Source organism: Salmonella sp. A7, from assembly GCF_020181675.1.
Taxonomy (GTDB): Bacteria; Pseudomonadota; Gammaproteobacteria; order Enterobacterales; family Enterobacteriaceae; genus Salmonella; species Salmonella enterica.
Genome location: NZ_CP084001.1, coordinates 3,634,718 through 3,656,210 on the forward strand (window position 1 = coordinate 3,634,718; position 21,493 = coordinate 3,656,210).

Sequence of the window (21,493 nt, forward strand, 5' to 3'; positions counted from 1 at the left end):
AAGCGCTGCCGGACTTAACGCTGTTCATCCAGCTGTAGCGCCACATACAGCAACAGCCGATCGTCAAAATTTCCCAAATCCAGCCCGGTCAGTTCCGAAATACGATTTAGCCGATATTCCAGCGTGTTACGATGAATAAACAGTGCCTTAGAGGTCGCCAGCGGCTGGACATTATGGCGAAACCACGCCGTCAGCGTCCGACGTAATAATCCGTTGTTATCCATCGCTTTGAGTTTTACCAGCGGGCGCGCCAGCTCATTGGCCTGCCAGCCGCCACGCAGGCTATCTAACAGAACCGGCAGCATCAAATCCTGATAAAAATAGCTGCGGCTTTCTGGCATCCGCTGTTTGCCGACCATCATCGTGGTGCGCGCCGTGCGGTATGAGCGTGCAATACTGCCCGGCCCGGTAAAGTAATTGCCCAGCGCCACGCGAAAACGTAGCTGACCATTCTCTTTCATTCGCGAGATAAGCTGCTCTACGCGCTTACGATGATCTTCAGCATCCCAACGACCAAACGAGTTTAAGGCGGGTTTGAGCACCACCATCTCGGTGAGAGACACAATGGCTATCAGGTTGTTACGCTCCGGCGTGGTAAGCGCATTCTGCAACTGCTGAAGTTCCGCCATTGCGCTATCGACGCCAAGCTGGCCGCTGTCGACTTCCACCACCGCCGCCACACGTGGCTGGTTCAAATCGATCCCCAAACGCTGCGCCCATTCCACCAGCGCCGGCGTATTTTCTTCGGCCTGAATCAGGTTCATCACCAGCTCTTCGCGCAAACGGCTATCCTGCGCCAAAAGGTGCATTAACCGCGACTGCTCCAGCATCATTTCGGCAGTCATACACACCAGTTCGCCATATTTACGCAGATGCTCTGGTTCGCCGGTGAGGCCGATCACGCCGACAATTTCGCCCTCAAGGCGTAAGGGAAGATTAATCCCCTGACGCACCCCGTGCAGGTGTCGCGCCACGGCGTCGTCGATATCCACAACCCGGCCCTGCGACAGCACTAACAGCGCGCCTTCGTGCAATTCACCAATACGTTCCCGATCGCCGCTGCCGATAATGCGCCCGCGGGCATCCATTACGTTGATATTGGTATCGATGATGCGCATAGTGCGCGCCACGATATCCTGCGCCATTTTGGTATCAAGATGCCAGCCAGCCATAAATCCCTCCTGTGAGCAGAGCACAAGCATAAGGAAGATGACAGGTCTCGACATTGTGCAAATGCACAAAACAGTGCAAAGAAGTATGGAGTTGTGGGGGGTTTCACAGAAAAGTGTTGCCCCCTTCCATGGCGGAAGGGGGACAAAGGTGATTACTGCATCAGCAAATAAATAGAACTATCACCACGCTGAATATTCAGCGCCAGCACCGACGGCTTGCTGTCGAGAATTTTACGCAGCTCGGCGATATTTTTCACCGGCTGCTGGTTAGCGCCGATAATCACATCACCTTTTTTGAGGCCAATTTGCGCGGCGGGTGAATTCGCTTTCACGCTGCTCACCACAACGCCTTTATCCTGGCCTTTATTGCTCATTTCAGCGCCTTCAATCCCGCTGAAGATGGTGCTGGAATCAACCTGACTCTGGCTGCTCTGCTGCAGTTCCAGATTAACCGTAATCGCTTTACCCTCACGCAGCAGACCGAGGCTGATTTTGCTGCCGACCGGCATAGTGCCGACCTGAGCGCGCAGCGCCGCAAAGCTGCTGATCGGTTTACCGTTCAGCGAGGTAATAACATCCCCGGCTTTGATACCCGCTTTCGCCGCGGACGAATTCGGCATCACCTGGCTGACGAACGCGCCACGCTGGGCGTCGACTTTCATCGCTTTCGCCAATTCGGAATTCAGCTCAGTCCCCATGATCCCCAGTTCGCCGCGTTTCACCTGGCCGTATTCCACCATCTGCGACGTCAGGTTTTTCACCATGTTACTGGGGATAGCGAAGCCGATACCGATGTTGCCGCCGTCCGGCGCCAGAATCGCGGTGTTAATACCGATCAGCTCACCGTTCAGGTTCACCAGCGCGCCGCCGGAGTTACCGCGGTTAATCGCGGCGTCGGTCTGAATAAAGTTCTCGTAATTTTCTACGTTCAGGCCGCTACGCCCCAGCGCCGAAACGATACCTGACGTCACCGTTTCGCCCAGACCAAACGGGTTACCAATAGCGACGGTATAATCCCCCACGCGCAGCGCGTCGGAGTCCGCCAGCTTAATCGCCGTCAGGTTCTTCGGATTCTGAATTTGAATCAGCGCGATATCAGAACGTGGATCTTTGCCCACCACTTTAGCATCGAATTTACGTCCATCGCTAAGCTGTACTTTAATCACGCTGGCGTTATCAACCACGTGGTTGTTGGTAACGACGTAGCCCTTTGCGGCGTCAATAATTACGCCGGAGCCCAGCGCCATGAATTTCTGTTGTTGACCGCCGTTGCCGCCGTTACCGCCGCCCTGGCAGAACGGAGAATTCTGGAACGGAGAACCGTCCTGGCAGAACGGGGAGTCATCGCCAAAGAACTGCTGGAAATTACGCGGCATACGCGGCGTATTCACCGTGGTGCTACCTTCTACATTAATACTGACCACCGATGGCATCACTTTTTCGAGCATCGGTGCCAGGCTTGGCATCTGCTGGGCAGTCATTGCTGAAGAGGACGTTTCAGCCGCCGTGGCAGACAGAGGCGACAATGCCAAACCTAAACTCAGAGCCAGTGCACTCATTGCTAATGTGGTTTTTTTCATGTGTTTCAATCTCGATTAACAGGTAACGCAAAATTGCTGTGTACGTCAGATTCATTTTATAACGCGAAGTTCCGGAACAAAGTTTCTGGAAAAAGTAAAAATTTATTGTCCATCTTTACAAAAGTCCATTTACTGTTCGACCGCCATCAAACGCCGATATTCATCCCATGCGTAAAGGTCAGTCATCCCGCTGATATAATCCTGAATCAACCGACAGCGATAATAATATTCCAGTACCGGGTACTCCGCCGAATCCGTAGGTAATTTACTGACGACTTCCACGTAGGCCAAACGATGGCGCGTAGAAAGTTTCTGAAATAAGCGCGATTCTATGGGGAAGCGTTTCAACCGTTCCTTTTCCACCAGCTCGCGAAAGTCGTTAAGCGACAAACTTAATAGCGGCTGATAGATATCTAATAATCCGCTGATCACCCGGTATCCCTGTAGTTCAAGCTGTTCTACATCCGGATGGCTAAACACATGTTCAACCGCCACATTCTTATAGAGTTCAAGCAGGCGGCTAAAACCGCTGGCATCTTCCAGTAACGCCTGATTGAAGGTACCGGCAAAAATCTGCGGCAAATTATCAATAAAACGCTGAGCGGCATAGGGCACCAGTTTATTTAATGTATTTACCCGTAAATACATAAAAAACTGATCTTCGGTACTGCGGCTTAATGTATTGGCGCGTGATTTTTCCCACGCATTTCCTACCACCAGCTCAAACAGCGAATCCTTCTCATGGTGGCCCCACGCGTGATATAAATGGTGATAAAGCTGCTCAACGCTAAAGATTCTTTTCTCTACCGCGTCTTCAAGATCGGCAACACAATAAGAAATATCATCTGCGGCTTCCATAATCCACGTTAATGGAAAGCGACTGTAAGGCGCTAACTGAAGTTCTTTACGTAACCTCGCAATATACTTCTCTTCAGAAAGATAATAGCCCGGTTTCTTCATTAAATAGCGATGGGAATCCGGCACCGGCCCTCGCCACCATGCCGGACGGGTATATTTTAAAATTCCGCCAACCTGCGCCCAGGTAAGATTCATCCGCATGAGCGTATGTACCAGACGAATTCCCTGTGCATTGCCTTCAAAATGGCAGATATCCTGACGTACCTTGCGGCGAATATCGTTCAGATTTTCTTCGCCTTCCTGTAACCGTAGCGAGGAAACCACACAGCGATCATGCGTGAGCGGCTGACTTTCCGCATCTTCCGGATGCAGCCGCTGACGAAACCAGTCATTGATCGCCGCCTCGCCAAAATGACCGAACGGCGGATTACCAATGTCGTGCATCAGGCAGGCCATTTCCACAATACTTTCAAAGGGACCGGTCAGCGCATCCAGACCGTACTCCTCCAGTCGGTTTTGCTCTTTCAGGCGGCTTAAAATCTCTTTCGCGATATAACGCCCTACCTGCTGCACCTCCATCGAATGCGTCAGGCGAGTACGCACCGCGGCATTGCGCTCCAGCGGGAAAACCTGCGTTTTTTGCTGCAAACGGCGTATAGCCGGAGAGTTGATAATCCGCCCGCGATCGCTTTCAAAAATCCGCAGGATCTCATGTTCCGTCTTTACGCCCTGCGGTGAACGATAACGACGATGCCAGTTAATTTTATTTCGGAAATCGATCGATGCCATATCCTCTCCCCGCCTGAGAAATGCGCTTCCCCATAAGCGCATGATAAACTATGCCCTCAAAACTGACTTATCGCGAGTAAATCTATGAAAATCGGCATCATTGGCGCAATGGAAGAAGAAGTTACGCTGCTGCGTGACAAAATTGACAACCGTCAGACGATTACGCTGGGCGGCTGCGAAATTTACACCGGCCAGTTGAACGGCACCGAAGTGGCGTTGCTGAAATCTGGTATCGGTAAAGTCGCGGCGGCGCTGGGCGCAACGTTGCTTCTGGAGCACTGCAAACCGGACGTGATCATCAATACCGGTTCCGCAGGCGGTCTGGCGTCCACGCTGAAGGTCGGCGATATCGTCGTCTCTGACGAAGCGCGTTACCACGACGCTGATGTGACCGCTTTCGGCTATGAATACGGGCAATTACCGGGCTGTCCGGCCGGATTTAAGGCCGATGATAAACTGATCGCCGCCGCAGAATCCTGCATCAGAGAGCTGAATCTGAACGCGGTACGCGGCCTTATTGTTAGCGGCGACGCGTTTATTAACGGCTCCGTCGGGCTGGCAAAAATTCGGCATAACTTCCCCGACGCGGTCGCCGTAGAGATGGAAGCCACCGCTATCGCACACGTCTGCTATAACTTCAACGTGCCGTTCGTGGTGGTACGCGCTATTTCTGACGTGGCCGATCAGCAATCGCACCTCAGCTTTGACGAATTCCTCGCGGTGGCGGCGAAACAGTCGACTCTGATGGTCGAGACGCTGGTACAGAAACTGGCGCATGGCTAAGCAAATGTTCAGGGCGCTGGTCGCCCTGCTGCTTACGCTCCCGGTGTGGCTTTACGCTACGCCGCGCGTCATTACCCTCTCTCCCGCCAATACGGAGCTCGCTTTTGCCGCCGGGATTACGCCCGTTGGCGTCAGCAGCTATTCCGACTACCCGCCCGAAGCGCAAAAAATAGAACAGGTCTCTACCTGGCAGGGAATGAATCTGGAACGCATTGTGGCGCTGAAGCCGGATCTGGTCGTCGCCTGGCGCGGCGGTAATGCGGAACGCCAGGTAAACCAACTGACGTCATTAGGTATTAAGGTCATGTGGGTGGACGCGGTAACCATCGAACAGATCGCCGACACGCTCCGTCAACTGGCCGCCTGGAGCCCGCAGCCGGAAAAGGCTCAGCAGGCAGCGCAGACATTGCTAAACGAGTACGCCGCGCTCAACGCCGAGTATGCCGGTAAAGCTAAAAAGCGCGTCTTTCTTCAGTTTGGCATGAATCCTCTGTTTACCAGTGGTAAAGGGTCTATTCAACATCAGGTTTTGACGACCTGCGGCGGAGAAAACGTCTTTGCTGACAGCCGCGTGCCGTGGCCGCAAGTCAGCCGTGAGCAGGTGCTGGCAAGGCATCCCCAGGCTATTATCGTGGCCGGAAAAGCGGGCGAAATTCTCAAAATTGAACAATACTGGGGAAACCTGCTAAAAATTCCGGTTATTCCGCTTAACAGCGACTGGTTTGAACGCGCAAGCCCGCGTATTATCCTCGCCGCAAAACAACTCTGTAATGCGCTTTCACAGGTGAATTAGAGCCTGTCTTACCAGGCTCCCAGTGGGGATTCGACAATGCTCGTCTATTGGCTGGATATTGTAGGCACGGCTGTATTTGCTATCTCTGGCGTGTTGCTGGCCGGGAAATTACGTATGGACCCGTTCGGCGTCCTGGTGCTCGGCGTCGTTACTGCCGTCGGCGGCGGGACAATCCGCGATATGGCGCTGGATAACGGCCCGGTATTCTGGGTTAAAGATCCTACCGATTTGGTCGTCGCCATGGTCACCAGTATGCTGACCATCCTGCTGGTTCGCCAGCCAAGACGTCTGCCGAAATGGATGTTGCCGGTACTGGATGCGGTCGGGCTGGCGGTGTTTGTCGGCATTGGGGTGAATAAAGCCTTCCTCGCTGAAACGGGGCCATTAGTGGCAGTCTGTATGGGCGTGATTACCGGCGTCGGCGGCGGGATTATTCGCGATGTTCTGGCACGCGAGATTCCCATGATCCTACGCACCGAAATCTATGCCACGGCCTGTATTATCGGCGGGATTGTTCACGCCACCGCGTTTTATACGTTTTCAGTACCGCTGGAAAGCGCCAGCATGATGGGTATGGTCGTCACGCTGTTCATTCGGCTGGCGGCCATTCGTTGGCATTTGAAATTGCCGACGTTTGCACTGGATGAAAACGGACGTTGATATTGTTTTGCTCGATGGCGCTACGCTTATCGGGCCTACAGGAAAGATGTTGTAGGCCGGATAAGACGCTCGCGTCGCCATCCGGCACAACGAACAGCAATCAAATGCTGAAGGAAGAGCCACACCCGCAGGTACTTTTCGCATTCGGGTTGGTTACAATGAAGCGGGAACCTTCCAGACCTTCGGTATAATCCACCGAACCACCCACCAGATACTGCAAACTCATCGGGTCAACCACCAGGCCAACGCCCTGTTTTTCGATGGTCATATCCCCTTCGTTCACCTGATCGTCAAAGGTAAAACCATACTGGAAGCCGCTGCAACCACCGCCGGTGATATACACGCGCAGTTTCAGATTCGGGTTATCTTCGTCAGCGATAAGACTTTTTACTTTATTCGCTGCTGCGTCGGTAAACTGCAGCGGCAGCGCTACGTCATCACTCATATTTTGCTCCAAACGACATCGGTAATTGGATAAATTTTCACCCAATATTGGCAGTCATTATCTAATACCCTGGTAATTCGTTCAAGTATTCTCGCCCGCAGGCGCATTCTGGTTTTTCGCCGCCTGTTCCGCATCCTGCTTCGCCAGAGTGCGCGCCAGGATGGTTGAGTATAACGGTTTCCCGCCCAAAAACTGGGCTAATAGTGTCGCGCCAAGACAGGTGATAATCATTGGCAAAATGAGCTGGTAGTTATCGGTCATCTCCAGCACCAGCACAATCCCCGTCAGCGGGGCGCGCACCGACGCCGCCATCAGCGCCCCCATCCCGGCAATCGCAAAGGTACCGGCCTCCAGGTGATACTGCGGGAAAAGCACTGCCGCCGCCATACCGAAGGCCGTACCAAGCAGCGTTCCCAGCGCCAGCATCGGGGCGAAAATGCCCCCCGGCGCGCCGGAAGAAAAGCAAAGCAGCGTCGTGACCACCCGGGTAATAAAGATGAACAGCAGTAGCCCGACGCTAAAATTACCTGCCGCGGCGATAGGAATAAGGTTAAATCCGCCGCCTGCCGCTTCCGGCTCAATCAACCCCAGAATACCGCACAGGCCGCCGATCGCGCCGCCCATAAGCACCCATTTTTTAATTTCGCCGCCATGAAAGCGCTGAAACATATCCTGGGTACGCAGCACCAACGAATTAAATACCGGCCCGACGCAGCCAAAAATAATACCGAGGATAAGGTATAACCACAGCGTGTTAACCGGCGCATCAGACAGTTTGCCGACTTCAATAATCGGCGCTTCGCCGTTAAATATGCGGAACACAATGCTCGACATGATGACGCCGGTAAACACCGCTTTAATCGAAATCAGGTTGTAGCGAAACTGCGGGCGCATCTCTTCAATAATAAACAGGATACCCGCCAGCGGCGCGTTAAACGCCGCAGAGAGCCCCGCCGCCGCGCCGGTCGCCAGCAACGTATGCCGCGCTTCGGCGCTGCGCATACGAAAAACATCCAGCACCATGCGCCCCAGGTTGCCCCCGATTTGTACCGTTGGCCCTTCGCGCCCTAATACCATTCCTGCGCCCAACGTCCCCATCCCGCCGATAAACTTCACCGGCAACACGCGCCACCAGCGCACCGGACGTAACTCCTCCAGCGCGCCTTCAATTTCCGGGATACCCGAGCCGCCGGCTTCCGGCGCAAATTTTCGCACCAAAAAGTAGCCGACCATCGCCAGTAACGCCGAAAGGATAAAGGCCAGCGGCCAAAGCAAAAACGCATGGTCCGCGACCTGAACCAGCGCGCCAATGCGCATGTTTTGTACCCAGGAAACCGCCTTTTCAAAGGCGACGCCAACCAGTCCGGTAAGCGTGCCGACAACGGCCGCCATGAACAGGATGGCCAGCGGCGTTTTATCCCGCTGCATTAACCGGCGAATCTGATCTCTGCGCCGTAAACGCACAATTTGCTGAGCTAAAAAGGTGGAAGTGTCTGTTTTCATCAGAAGATCATTAATTGGTAATACAAATCTAAAGTCGGCATTCTACTCGCCAACGCCGTGAAAATCCCCTGCAAATCGTATTGTTTCAAATGCGTAAAACTTTCATAACCTTCTCTGAATAACTTAGAATAGCGGGTATTCACTTTTTCTACGAACCAGGAATCTTTCCATGAGTAAGTCTGAAAATCTCTATAGCGCGGCCCGCGAGCTGATCCCCGGCGGTGTGAACTCCCCTGTTCGCGCCTTCACTGGCGTGGGCGGCACCCCGCTGTTTATCGAAAAAGCGGACGGCGCGTATCTGTACGATGTCGATGGCAAAGCGTATATCGACTATGTCGGTTCCTGGGGGCCAATGGTACTGGGGCATAACCATCCGGCTATCCGCAATGCGGTGATCGAAGCTGCGGAGCGCGGTTTAAGCTTCGGCGCGCCAACCGAAATGGAAGTGAAAATGGCGGAACTGGTCACCAACCTGGTGCCGACCATGGACATGGTGCGCATGGTGAACTCCGGTACCGAAGCGACCATGAGCGCTATTCGCCTGGCGCGTGGTTTTACTGGCCGCGATAAGATTATCAAATTCGAAGGCTGCTACCACGGCCACGCAGACTGTCTGCTGGTCAAAGCCGGTTCTGGCGCGCTGACGCTCGGTCAGCCGAACTCACCGGGCGTGCCGGCAGATTTCGCGAAACATACGCTGACCTGCACTTATAACGATCTGGCGTCAGTGCGCGCGGCGTTTGAACAATATCCGCAGGAAATCGCCTGTATCATCGTCGAGCCGGTGGCGGGCAATATGAACTGCGTCCCGCCGCTGCCGGAATTCCTGCCAGGTCTGCGCGCCTTGTGCGATGAGTTCGGCGCGCTGCTGATTATCGACGAAGTGATGACCGGTTTTCGCGTAGCGCTGGCCGGAGCCCAGGATTACTACGGCGTCGTGCCGGACCTGACCTGTCTGGGTAAAATCATCGGCGGCGGGATGCCGGTAGGCGCGTTTGGCGGTCGTCGCGATGTAATGGATGCGCTGGCGCCGACGGGCCCGGTTTACCAGGCGGGCACCCTTTCCGGCAACCCGATTGCGATGGCGGCCGGTTTCGCCTGCCTGAATGAAGTCGCCCAGCCCGGCATTCATGAAACGCTGGATGAGCTCACCACCCGTCTGGCGGAAGGTTTGCTGGAAGCTGCCGAAGAAGCGAATATTCCGCTGGTCGTCAACCACGTCGGCGGCATGTTCGGGATTTTCTTCACCGACGCTGAGAGCGTAACCTGCTATCAGGACGTGATGGCGTGCGACGTTGAACGCTTTAAGCGTTTCTTCCACCTGATGCTGGAGGAAGGCGTGTATCTGGCGCCATCGGCGTTTGAGGCGGGTTTTATGTCGGTCGCACACAGCATGGACGACATTAATAGTACTATTGACGCCGCGCGCCGGGTGTTTGCGAAATTGTAAAGGATGAATTGCCGGGTGACGATTACCCGGCCTACATTCTACGCCGTAGGCCGGATAAGGCATTTATGCCGCCATCCGGCAAACTCAGCGGCTCTGTTTACGTAGCAAATAGATAAAGTACGGCGCGCCAATAAAGCTTGAAAGCAGTCCCGCCGGGATCTGATACGGAAATAGCGCCATCCTGCCGCACCAGTCGGCAAAGACCAGTAAAACGCCCCCTGCCAGCGCCGAGATGACCATATGCGGCATCGTCCGGCGAAAACCGAGCATCCGCGCAATATGCGGCGCCATCAGTCCAACGAAACTCAGCGGCCCAATGGTCATCGTCGCAGTTGCCGTCAAACAAGCCGCCAGCGCCAGCAGCGCGATACGCGACGGCGTAAGCGCCATGCCCACCGCGCGCGCGGCATCGCCGCCCAGTGGCAAAATCGTTAACCAGCGGCGACACAATGGCACAATTGCCAGCAAAATTACCATCACGATCGCGGTTCGCGTAACCTGCCCGCCAGTGGCGTTATAGGTAGATCCTGCGATCCAGGTCAACACTTCCGCCATCCGCGGGTCGCCGCTCGCCTGGAGCATCATTAGCAGCATGGTAAACGCGGTGCTGAGCGCCATCCCCGCCAGCAACATCCGTTGTGGCGAGAAACCGCCGCGTCCGGCGGCTAACATAATAATCAGCAGTGTCGCCGCCGCGCCCAGGCTTCCGGCGGGCAGTAGCCAACCGAAGGCATTCCCCGGCACCAAAAACAGCATCAACACCACGCCAAACGCGGCTCCGGAACTGATCCCCAGCACTTCCGGACTGGCCATTGGATTACCGGTCAGACGCTGAATAATGCAGCCCGCCACCGCCAGCATGACGCCCGCCATTAACGCCGCCAGTATCCGCGGCCAGCGCCACGGCATCAGTTCCTCAAGCAGCGTTCCGCTCGCCCACGTCCAGCCGTGCGCGTCGCGACCAAAAGAGAGCGAGACCCATGTTGCCAGTAGCAGGAGCGCGCCACCGGCAACGGCAAAAGCGAGGACATGCCGACGTTCCGCCGCCACACGATCGCTGGCGTTCATATCCGGCGTGCTCATGCTTTTAAGCCGCGGCAGCAGCCACAGGAGCAGCGGCGCGCCGATTAGCGCCGTCACTGAACCGGTGGAAACTTCCATCCATACGCGGGTGAGCCAAAGGATAATCTGATCGGATAGCCACAAAATAAGCGCCCCAATGAGCGGCGCCAGCATCAGGCGCGCCAGCAGACGTCTTGCGCCAAGCATTTTCGCCAGCAGCGGCGCAAACAGGCCGATAAAACCGATAATGCCCACCGCGTTGACCAGCAGCGCGCTCAACACAATCGCCAGCGACAGCGCCGCCAGACGCGCTAACGACAGCGCCAGCCCCAGATTACGCGCAACGCCGTCATCCAGCCCCATCAGCGTCATCGGACGTAGCAACAATAACGTGAGCATCACACCGCCCAGCAACTGCGGCCACAGACGCTGCACGCCGCTCCAGTCGGTTTGCGTCAGCGTTCCGGTGCTCCATAAAAACATGCTTTGCAACTGATCGTGGTGGAAAATCACCAGTAACTGGTTGATTGCGCCACAATAGAGGCTAACCACCAGCCCGGCGAGGATTAGGGTCACTGGCGACAGACGTTTGCCCCACGCCACGCCGAACACCAGCGCGCCGACGATACAGGCTCCCGTCAGGGCGGCAAACTGCGTCGCCAGCGCGCCGGGAATCGCCCATAGCGTAGTCACCGTGATCCCCAATTGCGCGCCGGTCGCCACGCCCAGCGTGGTCGGTTCCGCCAGCGGGTTACGCAATACTTGCTGGAACAGGACGCCTACCAGCCCAAGCCCCGCGCCCACCAGCAGCGAAATCGCCAGTCTTGGCAACAGGCTGTAATGAAAAATCATCTGCTCAATGATGTCGATATCCGGTGACCAGATAGCCTGTTGCCACTGGCTGCGCGGTAGCGCAACGGAGAAGTTAACCGATGTCAGCCAGCAGGCGGCAACAAACAGCGCCAATAACAGCAACGCCGGATGGCGGCTTCGCCTTATCCGGCCTACAAAGCACCCGAACCGTAGGTCGGATAAGGCGTTTTTCGCGCCGCCATCCGGCATTTCACGTTTTCTGCTCACGCTTTGCCTCCCAACACGTTATTCAGGATGCGGACAAAATGCATCGTGGAGAGGGTCGCGCCATAGAACCAAACGGCGGGCACCCGGTGAAAGCGCCCGGCGCGGACAAACGGCATGGCCTGCCACAGCGGCGTTGCCATCAGCGCGTTCATATCGGTGCTATTCCCGTGATCGAAGCAGATCACATCCGCTTCTTTATACATCGCCAGCCGATCGATGCTGACCGCCGTACTGCCCCAAAAGTTGGTTTCACCCTGCCAGGCATTGACGATGCCATACTCGTCCAGCACCTCCTGGAACAGGCAATTCGGGCCGAGCACCAGCATATGCCGCGGATCGATAAGCGTCGTCATCAGTAACGGACGCCCCCCGCGGCGGATAAAATGCGGCTTCTGGCTGGCGATGAAGCGATCGTATTGCGCCAGATGTTTTTCTGCCGCAGCTTCCAGATTCAGCGTCTGCGCCAGTTCAACCAGCGAGCGTCGGGCCACCGCCAGCGGCTTTTTGCCGTCGCTAAAATCGAACCCGCGCCCCGGCGCGATCCGCGCCAATTTTTCCGGCGAGGGTCCGTAACCTGCCGACCAGACCATAAACGACGGCTTCATCTCTGTCAGCAGTTCGAGATTGGGTTCAGTGCGAAGACCCACATCAATCACCGAATCCGGTAACGGCGGTTCGCTAACCCACAGCTTATAATTTGGCACGTCCGCCACGCCATAAGGCGTAATACCGAGCGCCAGCAGCAGCTCAACCGGCAGCCACTCCAGCGCCACAATCCGGCGGGGATCGATAGCGGCAGCCTGCGCCGTATTCATTTGCCACAGCAGCGGCGAGAGCGCCATCGCCGTTAATAAACGGCGGCGAGTAAGAGGATATAAATCACGCATTAATACACAAAACTCACAGGTGCCGCGCCCGCTGGATGCGGAAGGATACCCATCGGGATACCGTAAATCTGCTCCAGCGTGTCACTGCGCATCAGTTCCGCAGGCGTTCCTTGCGCAATCATTTCACCGCCGCGTAGCGCGACTAAATAATCACAGTAGCGGGCCGCCATGTTGATATCGTGCAGCACCGCAACCACCGTCAGCCCGCGCTGCTGGCTTAAGCGATGCACCAGCGCCAGCACGTCAACCTGATGGGCGATATCCAGCGCTGACGTCGGCTCATCCAGCAGCAGACAACGGCTGTCCTGCGCGACCAGCATGGCAATCCACGCGCGCTGGCGCTCGCCGCCGGAAAGACTGTCTACCAGACGATGCGCCAGCGGTTTTAAGCCGACCAGCGTAATCGCCTCTTCTACTTTTTCCCGGTCCGCGACGCCAAAGCGTCCCAGCGCGCCGTGCCACGGATAGCGGCCAATCGCCACCAGTTCGCGCACCGTCATTCCTTCCGCCTGCGGCAATTGTTGAGGCAGATAGGCAACTTTGCGGGCAAATGCCTTGCTGCTCCAGCTCGCCAGCGGCTGATTGTCGAGCAGAATATCCCCTTCGGAAGGCGGCTGATGGCGGCCCAGCATTTTTAACAGCGTGGATTTACCGGAACCATTATGACCAATAAGTCCGGTGACGCGACCTGCGGGAAACGTTAACGAGAGAGGGTGTAAAAGCGTGCGGCCCGGCACACGAAAGGCGACGCTTCGCAGCGCAAAGGTGGTATCGGAATGAATGTGGTTTTCCTGCATCGCAGCCAACTTGTAAAACGGGCACGGCAAGCCGTGCCCAAAAAGAAATTAGAAACGGAAGGTTGCCGTTGCAACGACCTGACGTTCTGCGCCCCAGAAACAGCCGTAGGTCTGGAAGCAGCTGGCGACGTATTCGCGGTCGAGCAGATTATTAACGTTAACCGCAATGCTGGAGCCCGCCATACCAAAACGCGCCAGATCGTACTTGACGACCGCATCCATCACCGCTGCGCTGCCTACCTTGAAGCTATTGGCCGGATCGCCGTAACTGGAACCAATAAAACGACCGCCTGTTCCCAGCGTTAAACCTGACAACGGACCGTCGTTGAAGGTGTAATCGCCCCACAACGACGCCATGTGTTCAGGCACCTGCTCTGGCGTATTCCCTTTCAGATTAGTGTCTTTCGTGTATTCAGCATCAGTATAAGTGTAAGACGCCGTCATATTGATGTTAGCCGTCAATGCTGCTTTGGCTTCCAGCTCTACACCTCGCGCACGAATTTCGCCTGCCGGCACCTGCGCTAATGGGTTGGTTGGATCGGCGGTCAGGTTATTGGTTTTGGTCAGCTGATAAACGGCACCCGTAACAACAACCGGCATGTCTTTCGGTACATATTTCACCCCTGCTTCATATTGCTCGCCTTTTGACGGCTTGTAAGAAACGCGTGGGGTGCTCCACAAATCGAAGGCGCTTGGCTCGAAAGATTGGCTATAGCTGAAGTAAGGTGAAATTCCATTATCGAATACGTAGTTTACGCCACCGCGCCAGGTGAACTGGTGGTCATTACGTTCAATATATCCTTCTGTCGGCGTAGTGGAATTCTGACGCACCGTTGTCGCTTGTTTAGACCAGTCATAGCGGCCGCCGAGAGTAAATACCCACTTATTCCATTCCGCCTGATCCTGAACATAGAGGCCTGTTTGTTTACTTTCGTTCATCTGGTACGGCTCAGCGCCGCCGAAAGCAAAGTATTCAGGATGGTAATTGTTATAGAGATCGATTGACGGCGCGCTACCAAACGTCGCGTTAATATCATTACGCATACGCATGAAATCGACACCCGTCAGCAACGTATGATCAATATCGCCGGTCGCGAATTTACTTTCCAGTTGTGTATCTACGCTGAAATTCTGTAAACGCTCGTTGTCAACGATAGTACCGCGGTTAAGCGTATGGCCGTCCGCCGCAATCCCCGTGCCATAGACGCTTTTTTGCGCAGTTTTCATTTCGACAAAACGTAAATTCTGGCGCACGGTAAAAGTGTCGTTGAAGCCATGCTCGAAACTGTATCCCACCATTTTCTCGTTACGAGAATAGGTGTTGTTTGACGCCCCTTCGTTGAAATCCGTTGGCAGACGTTTACCATTCGGTAATGGTTCAACCGTTCCCTCTTTCGGCAGCCAGCCGTAGTAGCCGGTCTCTGGTTCGTTCTGGAAATAAGAAAGGAACGTAAAATTCGTTTTCTCATCCGGACGCCAGGTAAAAGAGGGCGCAATCGCATAGCGCTGCGACTCAGAACTCTTTTGCTGCTCATTTGTCGAACGCGCCAGTCCCGTCAGACGATATGAGAACTCACCGTTGTCATCCAGGGAATCACTAAAATCAAAACCGGTCTGGAACAAATTGTCCGTCCCCATTTTGAATTGAATTTCTTTCAGCGGCTCAGTAGTCGGCCGCTTGCTAACCATCGAAATGATACCGCCCGGGTTGCTCTTACCGTAGAGAACGGACGTTGGGCCACGCATCAACTCAACACGCTCAAGCATGTAGGGATCAATAACCGCATCGTTGTAGAAGTTCCCCTGCAATTTCAGGCCATCCAGATAATTATTCTGGCTCAGGCCGACGGAAGAAAAGCCACGGATAATCACGAAGTCATAGGTATTGGAAGCGCCGCGGCTGCTTACCGTTACACCCGGCGTGTAACCCAACGCTTCTTTTACTGACTGGAATTGATGCATCTGCATCTCTTCGTTAGTGACCACCGAAACCGACTGTGGCGTTTTTTCGATAGGTGTATCAGTTTTGGTGGTGGTGGCGGAACGCTTCGCGGCGATGGTCGGAGCCGGTCCCCAGGCACTTTCCTGCGCGACAGGCGCTGCGGTTACGGTAATGGTTTCTTCTTTCGGTTGAACCGCCGCCTGTGCATAGACAGACATGCCGCTAACCGCTGTGGCTACTACAACTGCGATTTTACGCAGTGAGGAGTTTGGCTGAGCAGTTTTAAGACGCGCCATTGGTATATCTCTGATGAAAGTGAATGATAACGTAAACGATAATTATTATTATAACCGCAGCATGATAGGCGAAATATCGTCGCAATGGCAAGCGATACGCGGCCCTACGAAAACTAAGGGGTTAAGAAACAACCAGATGAAAAGGAAGGGTTAATAAATTAGACTGAAATGTTATTTATAGGGGATTTGCCGGATGGCGACGTAAGCATCTTATTCGGCCTACGTCGCGCGTAATGGAGTCGTAACGGTGTAGACCGGGTAACCACAGCGCCACCCGGCACTATTACCGTGATTAATTGCCGCCGAACATCTCCTTAATCCAGCCGGCAACGCCGTCGCTCTTCTCTTCTTTCGGCGGCTGTTGCTGCGCAGGCTGTTGCGGCTGAGACGACTGATCGAACGGATTGCCTGACGGCTGCTGTTGCTGCATCATCTCGCCCTGCTGGCACAGCGTATTTGGATCGTCCGTCCAGACCGGCAGAGTGCGCATACCGCCGCTACAGACAAAATTACCGTCGTAATCAACGCCCATATCCACCACATCTTCCGGCGGCGTCAGAACTAAAGGCGTCGGCGTCTGGTTCGCCAGATAGCGCTGGTAAATCGCCATCGCGCCGCTGGCACCGTACAGTTTCGTCGGCTGGTTGTTATCACGGCCTACCCAGGTGATAGTCACCTGGCTGCCGTCGATACCGGCAAACCAGGTATCGACATTGTTGTTTGTCGTCCCGGTTTTACCCGCCAGATGCAGACCCGGATATTTCGCGCCAAGCTGACGCCCCGTACCACGCTGGACGACCTGCTGCATTGTCCATAGCGTCAGGTAAGCCGCCTGTGCCGGTACGGCGCGTTCAGCTTGCGGATAACTTTGGTACAGCACCTTACCATCTTCCGCAATAACCGAACGCAGCGCTGATAACGGCGCGCGATTTCCGCCGCTGGCGATAGTCTGGAACGCTTGCGCCACTTCGATCGGCGTCAGGTTCAGCGCCCCTAACAGCATCGCCGGAACCGGATTGAGCTGATCTTTCGGCACGCCGAGCTTCGTCCAGGTATCGGTTACCGCCGGTAAACCTAACGCCATCCCCAGATTGACCGTCGGTACGTTCATTGAGCGAGTTAACGCATCCACCAGCATCACTTTCCCGCTTTCGCTGTAGCGACGATCGTCGTTCTGCGGCGACCAGACCTGACCATTCGGCTGGCGCAGAGAAATCGGCGCATCGGCAATCCAGGTGTTCAGACGGTATAAGTTCGGCTGACTTAACGCGGTCAGATAGGTCGCCGGTTTCGCCAGCGACCCGATGGAACGGCGCGCCTGCATGGCACGGTTATAGCCGGCATACTGCGGCTCCGCCCCGCCAACCATCGCGCGCACCTCGCCGCTAAAGCGATCCACCACCACCATCGCGGTTTCCAGATCGCTCAATTTACGCTGCTTCTTCAACGCCGGAATGCCTTCGACAACGGCTTTTTCTGCGGCATCCTGCGCCACGGAGTCAAAGGTGGTGAAGATCTTCACGCCGGAGAGATCTTTAATTTTATCCCCTAGCTTCGCCTGCAGTTCCTGACGAACCATCTGCATAAACGCTGGCTGCGGTGAAATAACGCCGCCGCGCGGCTGTACGCCAAGCGGACGCGCGCTCAGCATGTCATAGAGTTCCTGATCGATGATTTTCTGCTGCTGTAACAGGCGTAACACCAGGTTACGACGCTCCAGCGCCAGTTTCGGGTTGCGCCACGGGTTATAAATCGACGCCCCTTTTACCATCCCCACCAGTAACGCCTGCTGATCGAGGCTCAGTTCCTCTACCGGACGACCAAAGTAATACAGGCTCGCCAGCGGAAAACCGCGAATTTCATTGTCCCCGCTTTGACCGAGGTAGACCTCGTTCATGTACAGCTCAAGAATACGATCTTTACTGTAACGGGCATCCATGATCAGCGCCATGTAGGCTTCATTCGCTTTACGCCAGTATGATCTTTCGCTGGAGAGGAACAGGTTCTTCACCAGCTGCTGGGTCAGCGTACTGGCCCCCTGCACCGTGCGTCCCGCCGTCAGGTTGGCCAGCACCGCACGCCCGATAGAGTAAAGACTAATGCCATCATGCTCATAGAAATGACGATCTTCCGTCGCCAACAGCGTATCGACCAGCAGATCCGGGAAACCGCTGCGCGGGACGAATAAACGCTGCTCGCCATTTGGCGAAGAAAGCATGGTGATAAGCCGCGGATCGAGACGGAAGAAGCCAAACTGGCGGTTGTTATCCAGATTGACGATGGTTTCCAGACGCCCGTCACTGAACGTCAGCCGCGCGCGCACCTGCCCTTCTTTGCTGTCCGGGAAGTCAAACGGACGACGGATCATCTCAATGCTATTGGCCTGCACGGTAAATTCGCCGGGACGGGTCATCTTCGTCACCAGACGATACTGCGTCGCTTCCAGCAATTTCACCATCTCGTTTTTGCTGACAGGCATGTCTGGCTCAAGGTTCACCATCCGGCCATATACCGCCGCCGGAAGCTGCCAGACCTTGCCATCAATACGGCTGCGGATTTTTTGATCCAGATAGACGCCGTAAATGGCGAACAGCACCACAAAAACGATAAACAGTTTTAGCAATAGCCACAGCCAGCCGCGCTTGCCACGAGGCTTACGCCCTTTGCCCTTACCTTTACGCGGCATCGGTTCTTCATCCTCATAGTCATCATCATAATCGTCGTCATGCTGCCGACGACGGCTCACCTTTTGTTTCACAGGACGTGACGGTTTCCCCTTACGTCCAATCGGCTCGCGGTCATTCCCCGCCATGCTTTTTCTCCGCAACATACAGGCGCAAAGGCCCGATTCTCTATTCTTCCGCCAGACGACAGAAGAAGAAATCTCTCAATTTACCCTTTTGCCGGATGGCGATTAACGCCTTATCCGGCCTGGAGGCAACGTATAACACGTCACGAATACTTCTTCGTGCGCCGCGTTGGGGCCGTATTCGCCGGATCGTCCGGCCAGACATGTTTGGGGTAACGGCCCTTCATCTCTTTTTGCACTTCGCGATACGCCCCCTGCCAGAAAGCGCTTAAATCGCGCGTAATCTGTAGCGGTCGCTGCGCTGGCGAAAGCAGTTCCAGCACCAGCGGCACGCGGCCCTGAGCGATGGTTGGGGTCTTCGCTTCGCCAAACATTTCCTGCATTCTGACCGCCAGCGCGGGCGGGTTATCTTCATGATAACGAATCGTTATTCGGCTTCCCGTCGGCACAGTGTAATGCCCAGGCAGTTCACTATCCAGACGTTGCAGCATGGCATAGTCAAGCAGTCCCCGTAACGCCTGAGTCACATTCAGAGATTTCAGACTCCGTAACGACTGTACGCCTGTCATGTGCGGCAGCAACCAGTTTTCCAGAGTCGCCAGCAGCGACGCCTCATCCACGGCAGGCCAGTCATATTCCGGCAGCCATTTCGCCGCACAGTGTAGACGCAGACGGAACTGCTCCGCTTCCGGCGTCCAGTTAAGGACGGCCAGACCTTTATCGCGGATGCCGTTCAGCATCGCCTGATGAAGCTCCTCTTCAGACGGCTTCGCCAGTGGCTGAACGTTAACCGTCAACTGTCCAATACGCATTCTGCGCCACGCTTTCAACGTTCCCTGCGCCTCGTCCCATTCAACGGTGTCAGACTGGCGCAGTAAATCAGGACACGCCTGAATCAGCGAGGCAATATCCAGCGGCTGCGCCAACAATATTCGGGCGTCCGGCGAGGCGCTACCTTGCAGTAACAGCGGCGCGATCAGCCATTCATGACGTCCCAACGCGTCATCCGCATCTAGCATCGCGCCCATACCATTGGCTAACTGATAGCGCCCTTCCTGACCACGACGCCGCGCGATGCGGTCGCTAAATGCTCTGGCCAACAGCGGCATAATAAGCGCGCTATCCGGCTCGCCATTACGCACCTGCAGCCGTTTTAAAAGCTGCTGGCTACGCTGCTGCCAGCCCGGCTGTCGCCGCGAAAATAGCACGCTTAAATCCGTACCGCCGCCGCGCGGCGGGTCCTCAAGGATGGCCGCGAGCATGGCGGCGGTGGCGGCGCTGTCGCCCTCGTCGGCGTTGACTAACATCGCCGCCAGGCGCGGATCGTTACCCATTGCCGCCATTTTCCGCCCCCGCGCGCTTAATCGCTCGCCCTCCAGCGCGCCTAACATCAATAATAAACGGCGGGCGGCCTGAAGATTCACCTCCGGCGGCCTGTCCAGCCAGAAAAGCGATGCCGGATCGTGACATCCCCACTGCAACACTTCCATCAACAAACCGGAGAGGTCGCTGTGTAAGATTTCCGGATCGCTTTGCGCCGCCGCCCGCTCCGCCTGTTCTTTGGCCAGCAGATGTAAACAGATACCCGGCGCCAGTCGTCCGGCGCGCCCCGCGCGCTGCGTCATTGACGCCTGACTGATACGCTGCGTAACCAGCCGCGTCAGTCCCGTTCGCGCATCGAATCGCGCCACGCGCTCCTGAGCGCTATCGACGACCAGACGAATCCCTTCAATCGTCAAACTGGTTTCGGCAATGTTAGTCGCCAACACCACTTTACGCATCCCGGCGGGAGCGGGAACAATCGCTTTGCGTTGCGCCTCCAGAGACAATGCGCCATACAGCGGACAAAGCAGGACATCACTCCCTACCCGCGACGCCAGATGTTCATGAACGCGCTGTATTTCGCCTACGCCGGGTAAAAATAGCAGCAGCGAACCGTTTTCATTGCGCAGCAGTTCCGCTGTCGCCATCGCGACGGCTTCATCAAAACGCAAATGCGCCGCAAGCGGTTGATAACGTCGCTCCACCGGGAACGCGCGCCCCTCCGAGACGATCGTCGGCGCATCAGGCAGTCGCTGACAGAGCCTGTCGTTATCCAGCGTCGCTGACATGATTAACAGCCTGAGATCGTCACGAAGCCCTTGCTGGATATCCAGCAACAGCGCCAACGCTAAATCCGCCTGTAAACTGCGCTCATGAAACTCATCCAGTATCACCAGCCCCACGCCGCGTAATTCGGGATCGCGCTGAATCATTCTGGTCAATACGCCTTCTGTCACTACTTCCAGCCGGGTACGCGGCCCCACGCAGCTTTGCGCGCGCATCCGGTAACCTACCGTTTCGCCAGGCTTTTCATTCAACGCTTCCGCCAGACGCTGCGCGACATTACGCGCCGCCAGACGACGCGGTTCAAGCAGGAGGATTTTTCCAGCAACCGGACCTTGTTGCAGGAGTTGCAACGGCAGCCAGGTGGATTTCCCCGCCCCGGTAGGCGCGGACAACAAAACCTGCGGCGCGGTTTTTAGGGCTGTCAACAATTCAGGCAATACGGCGGCAACGGGCAATGACGTCACAAACGGCTCCACGG

Annotated in this window: 15 protein-coding genes; 4 read left to right on the forward strand and 11 right to left on the reverse strand. The window is 55.6% G+C overall.

Annotation, left to right across the window (positions count from 1 at the left end):
* Positions 1 to 14: 14 nt before the first annotated feature.
* The 3 genes from cdaR to dgt form a co-directional block, all read right to left on the reverse strand.
* Positions 15 to 1,172, reverse strand: a complete 1,158-nt coding sequence (gene cdaR / locus LCS67_RS17850) for a DNA-binding transcriptional regulator CdaR (protein ID WP_000929420.1) — start codon at positions 1,170 to 1,172, stop codon at positions 15 to 17.
* Positions 1,173 to 1,324: 152 nt separating this feature from the next.
* Positions 1,325 to 2,752: a serine endoprotease DegP gene (gene degP / locus LCS67_RS17855; RefSeq protein ID WP_000753958.1), complete on the reverse strand. Its 1,428-nt coding sequence runs from the start codon at positions 2,750 to 2,752 to the stop codon at positions 1,325 to 1,327.
* Positions 2,753 to 2,881: 129 nt separating this feature from the next.
* Positions 2,882 to 4,399, reverse strand: coding sequence for a dGTPase (dgt, locus tag LCS67_RS17860; protein ID WP_000146450.1), 1,518 nt, complete (start codon positions 4,397 to 4,399; stop codon positions 2,882 to 2,884).
* 84 nt (positions 4,400 to 4,483) lie between these two features.
* On the opposite strand from dgt, the gene mtnN reads away from it, so the two are divergent.
* The 3 genes from mtnN to LCS67_RS17875 are packed head-to-tail and all read left to right on the forward strand — an operon-like array spanning position 4,484 to position 6,635.
* Positions 4,484 to 5,182 carry a 5'-methylthioadenosine/S-adenosylhomocysteine nucleosidase gene (gene mtnN / locus LCS67_RS17865; protein ID WP_000689822.1) on the forward strand — a complete coding sequence of 233 codons (699 nt, stop codon included), beginning with the start codon at positions 4,484 to 4,486 and terminating at the stop codon, positions 5,180 to 5,182.
* Positions 5,175 to 5,975, forward strand: a complete 801-nt coding sequence (gene btuF / locus LCS67_RS17870) for a vitamin B12 ABC transporter substrate-binding protein BtuF (RefSeq protein ID WP_001118847.1) — start codon at positions 5,175 to 5,177, stop codon at positions 5,973 to 5,975. Before mtnN ends, btuF begins: the two co-directional genes overlap by 8 nt.
* Positions 5,976 to 6,011: 36 nt before the next feature.
* On the forward strand, positions 6,012 to 6,635 hold the full coding sequence (locus LCS67_RS17875; protein ID WP_000964234.1) for a TRIC cation channel family protein: 624 nt from the start codon (positions 6,012 to 6,014) through the stop codon (positions 6,633 to 6,635).
* Positions 6,636 to 6,735: 100 nt separating this feature from the next.
* Here the strand turns inward: LCS67_RS17875 and erpA are convergent, their stop codons facing one another.
* Positions 6,736 to 7,080 (reverse strand): iron-sulfur cluster insertion protein ErpA, encoded by a 345-nt coding sequence (erpA, locus tag LCS67_RS17880; RefSeq protein ID WP_001278668.1) that lies wholly within the window; start codon positions 7,078 to 7,080, stop codon positions 6,736 to 6,738.
* An 81-nt stretch (positions 7,081 to 7,161) separates the two neighbouring features.
* Positions 7,162 to 8,583, reverse strand: a complete 1,422-nt coding sequence (clcA, locus tag LCS67_RS17885; protein WP_000845430.1) for a H(+)/Cl(-) exchange transporter ClcA — start codon at positions 8,581 to 8,583, stop codon at positions 7,162 to 7,164.
* A gap of 169 nt (positions 8,584 to 8,752) precedes the next feature.
* On the opposite strand from clcA, the gene hemL reads away from it, so the two are divergent.
* Positions 8,753 to 10,033, forward strand: a complete 1,281-nt coding sequence (gene hemL / locus LCS67_RS17890) for a glutamate-1-semialdehyde 2,1-aminomutase (RefSeq protein ID WP_000045251.1) — start codon at positions 8,753 to 8,755, stop codon at positions 10,031 to 10,033.
* A gap of 84 nt (positions 10,034 to 10,117) precedes the next feature.
* On the opposite strand, the gene fhuB is transcribed toward hemL, so the two are convergent.
* The 6 genes from fhuB to hrpB all read right to left on the reverse strand — a co-directional run bounded on the left by fhuB (position 10,118) and on the right by hrpB (position 21,479).
* Positions 10,118 to 12,157 (reverse strand): Fe(3+)-hydroxamate ABC transporter permease FhuB, encoded by a 2,040-nt coding sequence (fhuB, locus tag LCS67_RS17895; RefSeq protein ID WP_100521895.1) that lies wholly within the window; start codon positions 12,155 to 12,157, stop codon positions 10,118 to 10,120.
* Between the two features lie 14 nt (positions 12,158 to 12,171).
* Positions 12,172 to 13,062, reverse strand: a complete 891-nt coding sequence (gene fhuD / locus LCS67_RS17900) for a Fe(3+)-hydroxamate ABC transporter substrate-binding protein FhuD (protein WP_001205359.1) — start codon at positions 13,060 to 13,062, stop codon at positions 12,172 to 12,174.
* Positions 13,062 to 13,859 carry a Fe3+-hydroxamate ABC transporter ATP-binding protein FhuC gene (gene fhuC, locus LCS67_RS17905; protein WP_001610412.1) on the reverse strand — a complete coding sequence of 266 codons (798 nt, stop codon included), beginning with the start codon at positions 13,857 to 13,859 and terminating at the stop codon, positions 13,062 to 13,064. Before fhuC ends, fhuD begins: the two co-directional genes overlap by 1 nt.
* A 48-nt stretch (positions 13,860 to 13,907) precedes the next feature.
* On the reverse strand, positions 13,908 to 16,097 hold the full coding sequence (fhuA, locus tag LCS67_RS17910) for a ferrichrome porin FhuA (protein WP_000113229.1): 2,190 nt from the start codon (positions 16,095 to 16,097) through the stop codon (positions 13,908 to 13,910).
* A gap of 292 nt (positions 16,098 to 16,389) precedes the next feature.
* On the reverse strand, positions 16,390 to 18,909 hold the full coding sequence (gene mrcB / locus LCS67_RS17915) for a bifunctional glycosyl transferase/transpeptidase (protein ID WP_000918126.1): 2,520 nt from the start codon (positions 18,907 to 18,909) through the stop codon (positions 16,390 to 16,392).
* Positions 18,910 to 19,049: 140 nt separating this feature from the next.
* Complete coding sequence (gene hrpB / locus LCS67_RS17920; protein WP_023213685.1) at positions 19,050 to 21,479, reverse strand: ATP-dependent helicase HrpB; 2,430 nt, start codon at positions 21,477 to 21,479, stop codon at positions 19,050 to 19,052.
* Positions 21,480 to 21,493 lie beyond the last annotated feature (14 nt).